At 69.3% G+C, this 14,799-nt stretch carries 13 protein-coding genes; 9 read left to right on the plus strand and 4 right to left on the minus strand.

The annotated features are described in order from the left end of the window. Positions 1–62 precede the first annotated feature (62 nt). The 5 genes from IU369_RS18840 (at position 63) to IU369_RS18860 (ending at position 6,267) form a co-directional block, all read left to right on the plus strand. A complete protein-coding gene (locus IU369_RS18840) occupies positions 63–557 on the plus strand; it encodes a hypothetical protein (RefSeq protein WP_217924775.1) in 495 nt (164 codons plus the stop codon). Continuing rightward, positions 547–1,473 (plus strand): A24 family peptidase, encoded by a 927-nt coding sequence (locus IU369_RS18845; protein ID WP_217924776.1) that lies wholly within the window; start codon positions 547–549, stop codon positions 1,471–1,473. Before IU369_RS18840 ends, IU369_RS18845 begins: the two co-directional genes overlap by 11 nt. Positions 1,474–1,522: 49 nt before the next feature. Beyond that, on the plus strand, positions 1,523–3,067 hold the full coding sequence (locus tag IU369_RS18850) for a hypothetical protein (RefSeq protein ID WP_217924777.1): 1,545 nt from the start codon (positions 1,523–1,525) through the stop codon (positions 3,065–3,067). 417 nt (positions 3,068–3,484) lie between these two features. Next, positions 3,485–4,138, plus strand: a complete 654-nt coding sequence (locus IU369_RS18855) for a carboxypeptidase-like regulatory domain-containing protein (protein WP_217924778.1) — start codon at positions 3,485–3,487, stop codon at positions 4,136–4,138. Positions 4,139–5,118: 980 nt separating this feature from the next. Beyond that, complete coding sequence (locus tag IU369_RS18860) at positions 5,119–6,267, plus strand: hypothetical protein (protein WP_217924779.1); 1,149 nt, start codon at positions 5,119–5,121, stop codon at positions 6,265–6,267. On the opposite strand, the gene IU369_RS18865 is transcribed toward IU369_RS18860, so the two are convergent. Together IU369_RS18865 and IU369_RS18870 are read right to left on the minus strand one after the other, a co-directional pair. Further along, positions 6,264–6,677: a type II toxin-antitoxin system death-on-curing family toxin gene (locus tag IU369_RS18865; RefSeq protein ID WP_217924780.1), complete on the minus strand. Its 414-nt coding sequence runs from the start codon at positions 6,675–6,677 to the stop codon at positions 6,264–6,266. The genes IU369_RS18860 and IU369_RS18865 overlap by 4 nt on opposite strands. Positions 6,678–6,725: 48 nt before the next feature. Next, complete coding sequence (locus tag IU369_RS18870) at positions 6,726–7,904, minus strand: hypothetical protein (RefSeq protein ID WP_217924781.1); 1,179 nt, start codon at positions 7,902–7,904, stop codon at positions 6,726–6,728. A gap of 357 nt (positions 7,905–8,261) precedes the next feature. On the opposite strand from IU369_RS18870, the gene IU369_RS18875 reads away from it, so the two are divergent. Continuing rightward, positions 8,262–8,867 (plus strand): site-specific integrase, encoded by a 606-nt coding sequence (locus tag IU369_RS18875; RefSeq protein ID WP_217924782.1) that lies wholly within the window; start codon positions 8,262–8,264, stop codon positions 8,865–8,867. On the opposite strand, the gene IU369_RS18880 is transcribed toward IU369_RS18875, so the two are convergent. Further along, positions 8,762–9,493 (minus strand): endonuclease NucS domain-containing protein, encoded by a 732-nt coding sequence (locus IU369_RS18880; protein WP_217924783.1) that lies wholly within the window; start codon positions 9,491–9,493, stop codon positions 8,762–8,764. The two genes, IU369_RS18875 and IU369_RS18880, sit on opposite strands and share 106 nt — an antisense overlap. Positions 9,494–9,658: 165 nt before the next feature. Here IU369_RS18880 and IU369_RS18885 point away from each other — a divergent pair, with 165 nt between their 5' ends. The 3 genes from IU369_RS18885 to IU369_RS18895 are packed head-to-tail and all read left to right on the plus strand — an operon-like array spanning position 9,659 to position 12,656. Then, positions 9,659–11,539, plus strand: a complete 1,881-nt coding sequence (locus IU369_RS18885) for a RecQ family ATP-dependent DNA helicase (RefSeq protein ID WP_217924784.1) — start codon at positions 9,659–9,661, stop codon at positions 11,537–11,539. A gap of 44 nt (positions 11,540–11,583) precedes the next feature. Continuing rightward, positions 11,584–12,060, plus strand: a complete 477-nt coding sequence (locus tag IU369_RS18890; RefSeq protein WP_217924785.1) for a hypothetical protein — start codon at positions 11,584–11,586, stop codon at positions 12,058–12,060. Between the two features lie 59 nt (positions 12,061–12,119). After that, positions 12,120–12,656, plus strand: coding sequence for a hypothetical protein (locus tag IU369_RS18895; protein ID WP_217924786.1), 537 nt, complete (start codon positions 12,120–12,122; stop codon positions 12,654–12,656). Here IU369_RS18895 and IU369_RS18900 read toward each other — a convergent pair. Further along, the gene (locus IU369_RS18900) at positions 12,572–14,767 is read right to left on the minus strand and encodes a preprotein translocase subunit SecA (RefSeq protein WP_217924787.1); all 2,196 of its coding nucleotides are present in this window, start codon (positions 14,765–14,767) and stop codon (positions 12,572–12,574) included. The genes IU369_RS18895 and IU369_RS18900 overlap by 85 nt on opposite strands. Positions 14,768–14,799: the final 32 nt, after the last annotated feature.

Below are 14,799 nucleotides of genomic sequence, written 5' to 3' on the forward strand. Positions count from 1 at the left end.
GATCCCAGGCCACGACAAGGAGCGCGTTCACAGTGGGTCTGAGGGAGAAGCTACTCGGTGCAGTGGGAGTCGACGTCGCTCCGCAGCCGACCGCTCGTGAAGAGCAGGAGGACGAGCTGCGCGACTCGATGTGCATGGCCTGGCGCTGGCTCCGCGCCCTGGTCGTCGACCGCGCGACGAGTCAGTACTTCGAGACCGGCGACACCGAGAACCTGCGCAAGTTCCTCGAGCCCGAGCTCGCCGATCGCATGATCGCCTACCTCGACGGGCTCCGCGACCAGGGAATGGCCGCGATCCCCGTTCGGAAGATCGATCGCGACGGCGCCGAGGTCAACATCATCGACCGCCGCCTCAACAGCGACGGCACGGTGGAGCACTTCGTCGTCGAGGAGAGCTTCCGGGACACGAGCGGCCTGGTCATGGTCGAAGGCCAGCGCCCGATGTCCGACCCGCTGATCGCCTCAGGCGACCAGCGGATGCTGAGGGCGACGGTCGTCTGCACGGGGCCGCAGTCCTACCGCATCCGCGACATCCGCCAGGTCAGCATTGGGGAGTGACATCAGCCTGATCTCGGGCGACCCGGAGCGCAACCCGCTCCTGTCCCTCGCGATCCGTGGCTCGGTGCCGGGGACCTGGCTGGGCGCCCTCTTCGGGGTCCTGCTGGCCATCATGTGCCTGGCGAGCTTCTACGACCTCTGGCGTGGCCGGATGATCCCCCACTGGATCACGAACACGGTCCTCGTGACCGGCGTGGTGATTCCACCGCTCGCCTTCGAGGACTGGCGGGCCCACTACGTGATCGCCGGCGCGGTGCTGCTGCTCTTCGGCGCCTTCTACTGGCTCGGGGGTATCGGCATGGCCGACCTGAAGCTCTACATCGCCTTCGGTCTCCTCTTCGGGTTCACGGCGGTCTACATCATCGCCGCGACCCACGTCATCGCGACCGTTGTCATGGTCCCGATCGCACTGAGAAAGCGCGACCGCAAGCTCGCCGCGCCCATGTTCCCCTTCGCCGCCGCCGCTCTGGTGCTCGTCTCGAACGGCATCGGAGCGCCCCCCTGGATGACGGCATCCGGTGCCGCGCTGCTTGCGGTCGCCGTCCTCTACGGCCTCTATGAGAGCCGTTTCAGGACGCCGCCGTCGATCACGGATCACCTGCCCCTGATGGAGGGACGCGACGAGATCCGCCTTCGAGCGGGCAGCCGTCCCCTCGAGCGGGACGCCGACGGCAACTGGACCGAGATCGCATCGGCTCCTCGGGTCAGCGGTGCGGCACTCGACCGCGTCGTCTACCAGCTCGTCGGTCACGACCCTGATCTTCGTTCCCGCCTGGACCGGGGCGGTGAGCTCCGGATCGACCACGTCGAGGACGGTAGGCCCTTCTCTCTGACGGTGACGGAGACCACTCACAGCTACGCCGTCGTCATCGGACCGGGCGTATCAGCGCCGGTGCCGGACCCTCTGCCTGCCTGAGGTCAACGAGGACGGTGCGCCGCGGCGCGCGCGGTCTAACATCGATCCGATGGGTCGAGGAATGACATCGCGCAGCCGCCCGGCCGTGCATCCGCGTGGTGGTCGGTCATCACAGGCATCCGCCGCCCCGCCGCCCGTCGACATCCTGGAGGGGCTCGACAACTCATTCGCCCTCGCCGAGGATGGCAGCGTCGTCCCGATGGGCATCGCGATCATCGAGGACATCGAGCTCTCGGCCAAAGAGGCCGACGCGATCCTGCGACACCTCGGAATCGGCGAAGCAGGGGTCAGGTGGGGCCGGCGCGAAAGCTTCCTCGCCGACCTGATCACGCCGCACTTCATCGAGGCTCTGACCCGGCGTGACCTGGCGCTCGCCCGCAGGATCGCTGCCGAGTACACCGCCAAGACAGCGGGGGCGGAGGCCGCGCGCGCGCGGATGACGGTCGACGACGAGACACTCGACGCAGCGCGGCGTCTGATCGTTGCCGCTGCCGGCCTCGAGCATGGCGGCGGAATGCGCCGGCAGAAGGTTCGGATCTGGGCCGACCCACAGAAGGATCGCAATGCCTTCGGGGTCCTGAACCACCTCGAGAGCTGCAAGACCCTCCTCGACAGCCACCGTGATGCCTGGGAGGCAAGCCTGGAGAACAAGGGGCGTTGGACCTCTGAGGAGACGGGGGACCCGGCCGGTCATCGAACAGCGACGAGCGAGGACGAACTGCGCCACCTGGCGCGGAACGCTCTTGATGGAGGGCTCGAGTCCGGGCCGGGACAAGGCCCCCGCGTGATCGATCGCACCGTGACGGTCGACACCTCCCCGGAGGTGCTGGCGCACTTCTGTGAGCGCGCGCGGACGCTCTCGGGCTTCCGCGGCATCGTGCCGGCGATGGGGAGCCAGAATGGGCCTTCAGGACGCAGACTCCCGAGTGGTCAGTTCGGTCTCTTCGCACAGGCACGCCTCACTGCGGTCGTCGACGACGTCCCGACCGAGCTCGTCGTGAGGACGGAGCTGCCACCGACGGCAGCCAAGAGCGCGGCGGGCCTGCACAAGAAGCTCGTCGAGTTCGTGGAGGGGAACTCCATGTCGCACCTCCTCGGTGATCCCGACGCGGCCGTGCTGGCTGCCGGCTCTGCAGGCCTCGAGGAGTCCATCCGCTACGAGGACGACCCCGACGACGGCACTATCAACCCGGCGGGCCTTTCGGCCATGTCCCTGGACGAGTTCCTCGGCCCTGACCGGTGCATCCATCCCTCGCCCCGCTGGGTGCCCCGCGAGCATGACCGGGCCCTCCACTGCGACGACTGCTATCGGATCGTGGCAGTGGTCCCGATCCATCAGCTCCCAGAATGGGACCACCAGCTCGCCCAGGTCCACCGGGAGAACTACATGGCGGTCCGACGTGCCTACGGCGCCCTGTTCGACGACCCTGAGCTCCAGGACGAAGCCGCCCAGGGGCTGACGTTCGACGGGCTCCGGCGGCGTGACGGAGCACTCATGCTCACGCGCGATGAAGGCGGAATCCGCCTCGTTCCCGTGCCGGTTGGCCGGGAGGCGAGAGGAGTGGCAAGTCTCCTTCGTGAGCGGGCCCGCTGATGAGCAGGGGACGCTCGTCGGGAGGTCGGAAGGGAGCAGGTCCGCGGCGACCGCGCGGAGTGCCCGGCGCGGACCCGATGGACGGATTCGGTGAGGAGACCTTCGCCGCCTACGCCGTAGCTCTGCGAGAGCGGGACTGGTCGCAGGCGCGCGTGAGTGACGGGACCCTCCGGGCCCACGCCCCAGACGGACCGACGGTGACATCGTCGTCGGCCGGCGTCATCACCAGAGACATCGATCTCGCGACCTACGCCGCTCCGGGCGAGACGATCCGCTTCTTCCTGACGGCAACCGACAACGCGGGCCTGTCGCGTCAGGTCATCTCGGCCCTCGTCACGCGATCCTCACCGACCGTGGCCGGCGGGCCGGCCACGACGATCATCGGGGGCGACGGACCCCTCGGCGATCCCGGGCGCATTGGGCCAGCGGGGCACCCTCCCGAACTTCTCGCGCATCGAGACCCGTGGCATCCGAGCCCACCAAGCGCGCAGCTACAGCCGGACCGGCCGCCTCCTGATCCCGCTCATCGCGTCGACGTACGGCCGCCCGGTGGCGGTCTCGGGCCGGTTCCTGCACGCGAGCGGGCGTGGCCTTCGTGGTGCCACCGTGTACCTCGTCGACCCGAAGGGTTTCACCGCGGTGACGACGCGGACTGACGGGCGCGGTCGCTTCACCTTCAAGATCCGGCCTCGCCGGAGCGGGACCTGGCGGGCGATCGCCCTCGATCGGCCGCTGGTCGTCGCACCTAGAGTCATCCAGCTTCGGTCGCTCGTCAAGTCGAGAATAGGCTCCCGCTCTCTCCGTCCGGGCGAGACGCTGGGCGTCAGCGGCGTGATCGCACCCCGCTCGGCCGGCCGCAGAAAGTTGGTGAAACTTGAGTGGCGGCTGGGTGGCGGCTGCCGCCCGCGCCAACTCGCCACGGCCGATCGGCGCGGTCGCTTCGCGCTGCGCTACCGCTTCAGTCCAGGTACCGCCGCCTTCAGGGTCCCCATTCGTGTTGTCGTGCCGCGCGAGAAGGGCTGGTCGTTGCTCCCTATCGTGGCAAGGCGGTTCGATGTACGGGTTCGCTGACTTCTTGAGGGGCGCCGACGCCTGCGAGCCTCCCCAGCTCGAGGGTCGTCAGAGGCCGTGCAGCTAGTCGACCACCGCCGATCACGGGGCCAGACTGATGCCATGCGACGCGGCGATGTGCTGGAGGCGGGCAACGTCGCGCGGCAGCAGGCGCAGGTTGCCTGGCAGGGGCTCCGGAACCGTCACGCCGCCCTTATGGCTCCAATCGATGTGCAGTTCGCCGTTAGTACTAAAGACCAGCGCATACCGTGCCCCTCGGAAGTGTCCGAGTTGCGGGCTTGACTCCCACCGCTCCAGTTCAGGATCAGAGCCCCGACCTCCTGAGGGTTTGCGCAGCGGCCAACCGATGACCCTCGGTCGAGAGCGGAAGAACCTTCCGAGGCCTGCCCCTGACGAACCGAAAAACGTCTTGGCGCCGGGGTTGCCAGCCGCCGCCATTGCGGCAAGAAAGCTTGCGGCCACCTGGACTTCCGATTCCCGCTGAGTTTCCTCATAGGCACGTGAGGCCTCCCGCTGCTTCGCATACTCGGCATCGCGCGCGGCACCGCAGTGCACACACAGATTGGATGACGCCGGCGCTCCGAGCGGGTGGTCACGGTGGGACGTACAGAAGGCTTGACCGCAGCTGATGCACCGCCCGATGGCCACAACGCCACACTGACAGAGGGCCGGTCCGGACGTACTCATGCGGGTGGCGGGGCCATCACACAGCCACGTGGTGCTGTCTGTGCCCCCAGAGCGCCGTACGGCTCCATGTAGTTGACCTCACAGGCTAAAAGCTGGCTGGGTGGTTGAGGCGCCAGTTGGTCTCAATCTTGAGGTGGGTCTATTCCCACCGAACCTATGCGATGTCATCGGCTCGTAGAAGCCTAACGCAATCGAGCGCGATCCGGTGGACCTAGGCTCAGCTGTCCCAGAGTCAGGGCGAGGGGGTTAGCCACTTCACGGCCGCGATAGATGGCAGGATCATCACCCAGGCGATGGAAGGGACCGACTCCCTCCTCCACGGGGCCGGAGTCAACGATGACGACCTCGAGGCCGCGCGGACGCTCCTCGATGTCCTGCCGTGGATCGGCCTCTGTGGTGGAGACTCGGAGGAGACCGGGCTCGCGAAGTTCGAAGTCCTGCCCTCGGACCCGCTCAACGGGGCGGGCGGGCTGCTCAAGGACCCGCGCGGGGCCGCCGGCCGCCTGGCGGAGATGAGCGCGAGGATGCAGTTCCGGGTCGACCTCGAGCGCGAGTTCCCGCCCCACCGAAGCAAGCTCGAGCTCCGTCGGTTCGAGGACCTGAGGGGCGTCGGCCACGCCCTCCGATACGCGATGCGGCGAACCGCCGGCGAGGATGTGGACGAGAGGGTCGTTGCGGTCCACGCGGCATCGGAGACGCTGATCGACTTCGCCCGCCGCAACGCGAACCGCGAGGGCTTCTCCGGGGTTCAGGTGGTTCACGGTCCGGGCCCCGGCGACAAGGGCGGCCACATCTGGATCACGGCCGCGGTCGACTGCCTGATGGATGGGATCCCGACCCGCGTCGAGGTGCGCGCCGGCCCGATCCTGTGCCTGGGCGATGAGCGCGCGGGACTCATCGACGTCCTCGACCGGTTCGATGCCCTCGATCTCATCTGCGAGCCAAGCGAGTCCTTGGCCAACCTCGGCCCGGCGGGTCTGCGTGTCGCGCATCTCGGCCAGCGCCTGCTCCCGAGGGACGTCGAGGTCCGCGAGAGTGCGAGTGTCGACCAGCTGACCGGTCCGGATGTCTGTGATCACCGCGACCACAGGTGGTTGACGGGCGTCTCTGAGGTCGCCCTCGCCTGCGATTCCTGCCTGACGATGTCAGTGAGGATCCCACTCCATCAGCTGCCCGACGGACACCCGGACCTGGCCGGCATGAACCAGGAGAAGTACATGGCCGAGCGCCATGCGCGGGGCGCCCTGCTGGACGATGAGGTGCTGAAGCGCGAGACGAGGGAGGGCCTCACCTTCGAGGACCTCCGGCGGCGGGATCCGGTGATCGTGGCCGATGCGCGCGCCCATGAGCGCCGGCCGCCACGCGAGGAGTACGCCGGCGCAGGCAGCGTCCGTGACCTTCTGCGCGGGCGCTCCCGCGCCGGCGCCTCAGCCCACCGCTAGAGCGCCAGGCGGGCGATCACTCCCGGGTGCCGGACAGCGAACAGCTCGCCCGGGACGCCGGGATGGCAGAGCGAGCTCATCACGGTTGGGAGAAGCGCCTCGTCGAGCCCGCCAGAGGCCGCGCCGAGCACGAGTTCGACGAGTTGGTCCTCTGAACCATCCAGGTGCCGATCGTTCTCGGTGAGGAAGGCATCGGCCAGCATCACCGAGGCGCGCTTGTTGCCGTCGATCAGGGGGTGGGTGCGGTTCACCGCCCACAGCAGCGCCGCGGCGAGCACGACCGGGTCGGACTCATCGGCGTAGTGGTGGAGGAACTCGGGCCGGCGCACCGCGCTCTCGAGGCTCGCCCCGGCGCGAAGCGCGCCGTCATAGGGGGCACATGCAGCGGAGGTGTCGAGGAATCGGATCATCACCAAAGCGTAGGCCGGACACCAACGACTGACTCTGGGGGGGGAGAGCTACCCGGCAGCCTGGTCCGGTGCGGCTCGGCGACTCTCGCGGCGATCCTTCTCGGCGCGGCCGATGGCGCTGTTGAGAAGAGAGGCGAAGTTTTCGCCGAGGTCATCCGGACTGCTCAGCGCGCGAGCCTCCGCGAGGCACCCCCGCATCCACTCACGCCCGATCGTGAGTAGCGCGCGCCGGTAGAGCTGGAGGTGATCGTGACGGCACGTCTCGATCATGAGCGAGCGGATCCACTCCTCATCACGAGCTGGGAGAGTCCGCGCCTTCACGAAGTCGACACCGAAGCGGTAGGTGATCTTGCCGTCGGCGATGACCGGTGAGCGGGCGAGGAAGGGGCTGTCGACGAGGCGTTCATGTGCGTCGTCGAGGCGCTCGAGCAACTTGAAGGGGCGCAGCGGCTTCCCATCCATGGTGATCGCCGGGAGCGCCTGCGCCAGGCTCTCGAGTGAGATCGTCAGGGTCGGACGCTCGTTCGCGCGCTTGCCGAGCAGCCGCACCAGGCGAAGTCCGTATGGCGGCAAGGAGAAGGCGAAGTCCGGCACCAGGCGCCCACCCTGCCCGCGCAGGCTCTCGGTCACGTAGCCCGAGAACTGGCGCATGCTTGCCCGCCGGATGCGACGGGGGCCGTGGAGGGGGAAGAGGGGCAGCTGATGCTTGAGCCCCTCCTCCTCGAAGTTCGAGACCCCGTCGCCCCCGAGCAGTCGGTAGAGGGTTACCGGCGTCCGATCCAGCCCGGCGGTGATGCGGCGGCCCATGTTGTGGGCCGCGCGGCTCGGAGCGACAGCCGGCCCGGCCAGCGGCGCGCCGTGGACGTAGATGCGGATGGAGTCGAGCTGCTCGATCCCGACGGTGAGCCTCGCCCTCATCGACCCCGAGCTCGCGCCACCCAGGCCGAGGATGCCGGCCAGCTCCGGGACGTTGTAGAAGACCCGGCCGTCTTCGGGGCGTCCCTGCTCGTCGTAGAGCTTGAGCAGCGCCAACCACAGGCGCTGGGCGAGATCGCCCGGCCAGGGGTGGTGGCTGTCGGCGTGGATCCTCCAGGAGCGGGTCTTCTGATGCCAGAGGTACTGCTCCATCCGGGCCGAGCGATGGCCGAGGTAGAAGCAGGGAGCCTCCTCGAGGTGGATCGGAACCCGAACCGAGGCCCCTGACCAGATGGGGGAGGGGTCAACCACCTCTAAAGAAGGTCCTTTGCAGTTACCTTGGGAGACTTAGGCTCGCGGAATCCCTGCAAAGAGCAATGTTCTCGCCCCGCCAAGGGGACGATGAAGGCTCTGGGGAGGCCGTTCGGAGCCGGGCTCGCAGTCCGTAGAACGGACGATCCGCCCCGCCAACAGGACGATACGAAAAATGAAGTAAGGCTCCGGGAGGATGACACGGCCGACAGTATGTCCGGGCGGGCGGACGATGAGCGCAAGTGGCGCTGGGCGAGTGCTTCTGACGCGACGAGCAAGGGGAAATGGCCGCTGATGCGTCGAAGTGGCTACCTGAGTCCTCTCCAGGTGTCGGAGCGTTCGCTAGCCTGCGGCCCGGTGACCGAGCGCGCTGCCAGCCTGTCGGACGAGGAGCTCGAGCGGCTTCTGGAACCCCGCGCACTCCCCTGGGAACGTGCCGTTCTGCGCGGCCAGCTCCTGGTCAGCCTGATCGTCGAAGCGGGCCTTCGGATCGACGAGGCCGCGCGCCTGCGGGCGGTCGACTTCCCGGACGATTCAGGCCCCCTCTCGGCTGCCGAAGTGCCGGCCCGGACCCGCTCGCTGATCGAGCTCGCCATCTCCGGAGCGGACCGCCGCCACCTGCTCGCATCACGCGCCGACCGCCCGCCGAGCCCGCGGGCCCTCCGGGAGCTGGCTCTGAGGTTCGGGGCCGGCCGGGGCGTCGAGGGGGTCAGCCCGGAGCGCCTCGTGCGCACCTATGCACGGCGGGCCTGGACGGCCGGCGTTCCTGAGCGCGTGATCGCTCGCCGCCTCGGCATCCGGGAGGTCCCCTCGCTACGACGCAAGCTGCGAAAGGACCCCCTCTGGGTGGCCGCGGCTCAGGTGGGGGTGGTGGCGGGCGCCGGGGGTGGGGCGGAGGGGCGGGCCGCCGTCCCGACGGGTCCCGCGGGACCGGACTCGAGCCGGGAGAGCAGCGTCTCGTAGTTGAGGCGGACGAACCCCAGCCGGTGTTCAGCGAGCGCCGCGCTCAGCGGTCGGCTGAGCCCCGGGGCGACGAGGATCCCCCGCACCGTGGCGCCGGCCCACTGGGGGTCGGCTCTGATCGCATCCTGGTAGCGGAGGATCTGGTAGGCGACCTCGACGCCTTGGGCGGGCCGCCTCTTCACCTCGATCACGACGGGCTCCCCGTTGGCATCCAGCGCGAAGAGATCGACCGGGCCGACCTTGGTGCGGTACTCCCGCGCGACGATCGACAGGCCCACCTCGACCTCATCGGGCGCGCAGCTGATCAGGTCCGAGAACTCGCGCTCACTGCCGAGCTTGATCAGGCGGCCGTTGAGCTTGGGCTCGAACTGCCGGCTGAACGAGGGGCCGTCTGAGAGGTAGATCTCAAGGCGCTCGCCGCGGCGCTCATGGGTCACGGTGATCAGTCCCGGGCTCTCGACCCATTCGGAGCCGGCCGGCATCCAGTTACGCGGTTGCAGGCCCGTCGCTGCGTGCAGGACCACCGTTCCGTCCTCCTTGCACAGGATCAGCCGGTCCCCGAGTTCCAGCTCTGCGTCTATGCGTCCCGTGTAGCGGACGGTGCAGGTGGCGAAGATGACCCTCACCTCCTCACGCTAGGCAAGGGCCTGGTACGGGCCCGCTGTTTCTCGCCTTATCCTCGGACCGAGTTCTCGGCGAGGAGCACCGGCTTCGTGGCATCCCTTGCAGCGCCCATGGATACGCCGACCCTCGACGCGGGTTCTCTCGACGCCGCACTCACAACGCTGGGAGTGGAGTCACTCCGCGATCAGCAGAAGCTCATCATCGACCACGTGCTGGCCGGCGATGACACCCTGGCGGTCATGGCGACGGGCGCCGGTAAGTCCCTCTGCTACCAGGCGCCGGCACTCTGCCTCGACGCCCCGACGCTGGTGATCAGCCCTCTGCTCGCCCTGATGGGCGATCAGGTCGCACGCCTGCGTGAGCACGGCGTCCCGGCGGCGATGCTCGGCGGCGAACCCGACCCGGCCGCGACCCGCGAGATCCTCGAGGACCTCGAGCAGGGGCGCCTGCGGGTGCTCTTCTGCTCTCCGGAGCGGCTGGCCCAGCCGGATCTCCAGCGGATCCTCTCCGGGATCGAGATCGGCCTGCTCGCGATCGATGAGGCCCATTGCATCGTCGAGTGGGGAGACGACTTCCGCCCCGAGTACGCCCGCCTTGGCGAGTGGCGAAAGCACCTGTCCATCCGGAGCACCCTCGCCCTGACCGCGTCGGCGACACCCGACACGCTCACGCAGATCGCCGAGCGCCTGGGGATCGAGAGCCCCGAGATCGTCCGGGGCGGCGTCGACCGTCCGAACATCCGCTTCGAGGTGCTCGACATCGACGGCGGCCCGGGCCTCTACGCCCGGAAGCTCGATCAGCTGGTCGGGGCGCTGATGGGCCCGGGAACCCTCTCCGCGGTGATCTACGCCGGCACCCGCGCCGAGAGCGAAAAGGTCGCCGCCAGCCTCGGGGAGACGGGCTTCACGGCGGCGGCGTACCACGCCGGCATTCCCCAGATCCTGCGCGAGGAGCGCCAGGCCGAGTTCATGGCCGGTGATCTGGAGGTCATCTGCGCGACCAGCGCCTTCGGGATGGGGGTGGACAAGAAGGACGTCCGCACGGTCGTCCACTGGAAGATCCCGGGGTCACTCGAGGCCTACTACCAGGAGGCCGGCCGGGCAGGTCGAGACGGGGAGCCCTCGCGCGCGCTGCTTCTCTCCTCTCGAGGTGACCGGAGCCTCCACGTCTTCAACAACACCCGCGAGCGGCCGGACGCCTCCGCGGTCGACGATTACCTCGGCCGGCTCTCGAGCCACGAGTTCATCCTGCTCGCCGACGATCAGGCCGACGAGCGGCTTGCGCAGTCGCTGCTGGCGCGCGTCGGCGCGCTCGAGCCCCACTGTGCCCCGGACGGGGTGGTAACGCTCCTTCCGCGCCAGACGCGGCTCGACCAGGTCCAGTTGCTGGAGATCGACGGCTGGCTCGAGGCAGCCGCGTCCCGGCGCTGGGATCGCTACGAGCAGATCGTGGCCTTCGTCGAGTCCTCCGGATGCCGCCGACGCATGCTGCTCGACCACTTCGAGGACGTCTCGGACTCCTCACTACCCGCGGGCGGACGCTGCTGTGATGTCTGCGACCCGATCGAGCCGGCCCCTCCGGGCCTCGGGGCGACGCGGCTCGGATCACCGCGCGAGCGCGAGCTCTGGTTCCGTCTGTGCTCCTGGCGTCACGGCCTCGGACCGGTGGCGGGTTCCGTGAGCGATGAGCTACTGGCGACGCTCCGCTTCCACTGGCCGACGAGCATCGAGCAGCTGCGCGCCTGCCCGGGCGTCGGCCCCCTGTTCATCGAGCAGCTTGGCGATGAACTGCTCCAGCTCACCAGCGGGCAGGAAGGCGGCGACGAGGGACCGAGCGCCCGCCGCCGGCGCCGTCGGCGTGCTGAGCTCGCTGAATGGTGGGCTGAGCGCGAGCCGGACGCCGAACCCCTCGCCGATCGCGTACTCGTCGCCCTCGCCGACAGCTGGCCGAGCAACCGCGACGACCTGGTGGGGATCCCCGGCCTCGACAGCACCCTGATCCGACGCCATGGGCGAGCCCTCGTGCGCTTCTGCGGTTCGGTCGAATGACGGACGCTCGTCCTGGCGCCCGGCCGGAGATCGGTCCATCCGTCGTGCTCGCCGCTGCCATCTATGCGGGGACGCTGACCTGGGCCGCCTTCCTGCTGACCTGCGTCCTCTCGGGCGCCGAGGGGCTGACGGTGGAGGTCGACGACCTCTACGGCGGAGGGATCACCGCGATGCTCGAGATCCTCGGCGTGAACCTGATGATCTTCGCTGGGATGAGCCTGCTCGGCGTGCTGCTCTGGCGCCGTCGCACGCGACGGACGACCCGGCCCATCATCGTGTTCGCGATCCTCTGGATCTGTGGGAACTGGGCCGTTCGCGGAGGGCGCCAAGCCGCGGAGCTCGGACTCGGTGGGGATCTGGGTGCGTTGGCGCTCGCCACCGCCCCCCACGCGATCGGTGAGCTCGGGATCCTCTGCCTGCCGCTCCTGATGGCGCTCAGCCACCTGCGGCCGCGGGTCTCGATCTTCCTCGGGGGTACGGCCGGCCTGATCGCCTGCGCCGTCCTCGAGACCTACCTGTGAGCGATCAGTAAGCACGAAGAGCGCGTCACTGACATCGGCGTCGGCACTGTGCAAGCGCCATGGACTTCGATCACGACCGGGCTCAGCTGAGAGCCCTGATCTCGAGCACCGAGGAGCCGGCCCTCGTCGTCGACCAGGCAGCCGACGGCGATCAGCTGACCCTGCGGATCGCTCGCGGCTCGTCCGCCGGCCTCATCCTCCACCTCGAGGACGTCACCCACCAGCTCGAGCTCGGAGCCGTATCCACGGGTGAAGATGACCTGCTCGGCATGCAGGTCGGCATCGCCGGGGATCAGCTGGATGCCATCGGCCGGGGCCGGCCGGTGACGATCCTGCTCGACGGCCCCGTGCGCCGGCGGACGCTTCACGCCCGTCGCGCGCGGATCGGACCGAACCACAGTGAGGGATGCCCCGTCTGTGCGAACCGGTCTTCCTTCGTGCGCCGGGGTCAGGCCGAGCAGGTGATCGACCTCACCACGACGGAGGCCCCGCGGTTCGGGTCGTCCACGCTCTACTGCGCGGTCTGCGCTGCGCCTCTTGAGGACTGGCGACTGCCACGGATCTTGATCGCCTCCGTTGCCTCGAGCGCCGCCTGACGGGCGAGCTGGCGCGTCTGGGTGAACAGGCGTCGCGCCTCGATCGAGTACTCGACGATCGGCTGACGCTGGGCGTATGCGCGAAGACCGATCGTCTCGCGCAGCCCCGCCATCGATTCGATGTGTCCCTGCCAGGCGCGATCCAGTGCATCGAGCACGGTCCGCCGCGCGAGGAAGCGCCAGACCTCGGGGTTGAGATCGATGGCGGGGAAGAGAGGGTCCGTATGCGGGGAGGTCCGGTCCGGAAGGGACTCGACCCACTCACTGATGAGCTCCTCGATGCGAGGGTGCTCGAGGACCCGGGTCCGCTCCTCGAACCAGGAGGTCTGCTGGCGCTGGAGGGCACGCTCGAAGAGGTGGAGCCGCACACGCGCCTTCGACTGTCCTCGCTCGGCCACCTCCTGGGCGGCACGCACGGCCTTTGCGAGGGGCCGGCTCTGGATCGCCGAGCCCGGCTCCCCCGGTCGAAGCGAGAGGAGCTTGGAGATCCGCTGGCCCCCGAAGTCGCGCACGAGCGCGTCCTCGGCGGAGATGAGGAAGATCGATGAGCCCGGCTGTCCCTGACGACCGGCCCGTCCGATCAACTGATCGTCCTGACGCCGGGCCGGGTGCCGTCCCACTCCGATCACGCCGAGACCCCCCGCCTCGAGCGCCTCCGGGGAGCAGATGATGTCCACTCCGCGTCCCGCCATGTTCGTGGCGACGGTGACCTGCCGGGAGCGGCCCGCCTCGGCGATCACCCGCGCTTCGCGTCCGACGTCGCGGGCGTTGACCACGTTGTGCGGGATCCCCTCCCAGCCGAGAGCGTGGGAGACCGACTCGGAGACCGTGACGCTCGGAGTCCCGACAAGGACCGGGCGCCCCAGGGCCCGCAGACGGCGGACCTCGGCGATCACGGCCCGGAGACGTGAGCGGTCGTCGCGGTAGATCAGATCCGGCTGATCGACCCGGATCCGGGGCTGGTGGGGCGCGACCTCGACGACACCGCTGCCGTACACACGCTCGATCTCCTCGCGCTCCTGGCGCGCCGTCCCGGCCATCCCGCCGAGCACCTCGTAGGCACCGAGGAACCCCTGGACGGTCATGGTCGCGAGCGGCCGCGCCGCCGGGCTGAGGATGAGGCCCTCCTTTGCCTCGACGGCCTGCTGGATCCCGTGCGCCCAGGTCTTCGACCCCTGGACCCGGCCCGTCAACCCATCGATGATCCGCACCCGCTGATCGGTCACCAGGTAGTGGACGTCGCGCACCAGGAGAGCCTCCGCCCGAAGCGCCGCCGCAAGCCCGCCGGCGAGGTCCCCTCCGCCGTCGTAGACAGATGCCGTGAGGGCCTCCTCGACCTTGTCGATACCTTCCGGGGTCGGCACGACGGTGTTTCCGGCCCGGTCGACGACGTAGTCCTCACCCTCGACCAGCGTCGCGACGACCCGGCTGAGGGCGATCGTCGCTGAGGAGCCTGTTGATTCGCGGCGGGTGATCGCCAGGGGTGCCGTCGCCTCATCGATCATCACCGCGTCAGCCTCGTCGACGAGCGCGAAGCCGAGGCCTCGCTGGACTCGCTCTCCGAGGTCGTTGCTGATCGCATCGCCCAGGTGGTCGAAGGAGAACTCCGAGAGGGTCCCGTAGACGACGTCGGCCCGGTAGGCGGCGGCGCGGGCGCTCGGGCTCATCCGGGCGTCGAGGTGAGAGACCTCGATCCCGAGCAGACGGTAGGCCGGGGCCATCTCGCGGGCGTCCCTGTGGGAGAGGTAGGTGTTCGCGGTGATCCCGTGGGTCGTCCTCTGACATGCGTGCGCCGCGAGGGCGAGGGCTGCTGCGAGGGTCTTGCCCTCACCCGTGTCCATCTGTGCGATCTCCCCTTCTGCGGCGGCGAGTGCGCAGAGGATCTGGCCAGAACGCGCCTCGAGACCGATCGTCCTCCGGGCCGCCTCAGCCGCCAGCGCGATTGCCGCGTCGACCCGCCCGGCCTCGGGGAGCCCGCCAGGTCGGCGCAGCTGCAGGTAGCTCGAGGCGAGGGCCGCGTCGGACTCACCGCGCAGCGCGCGGCTGAGGGACTCGACCCCGCGGACGCGTTGAGCGCGCTCGGGGGTGCGCAGAAGGCCGGGGATCCTCACCCACCGGATCGTGGCAGCACCGCCCGGGCGCA

The sequence above is a fragment of the Miltoncostaea oceani genome (assembly GCF_018141545.1).
Lineage (GTDB): Bacteria > Actinomycetota > Thermoleophilia > Miltoncostaeales > Miltoncostaeaceae > Miltoncostaea > Miltoncostaea oceani.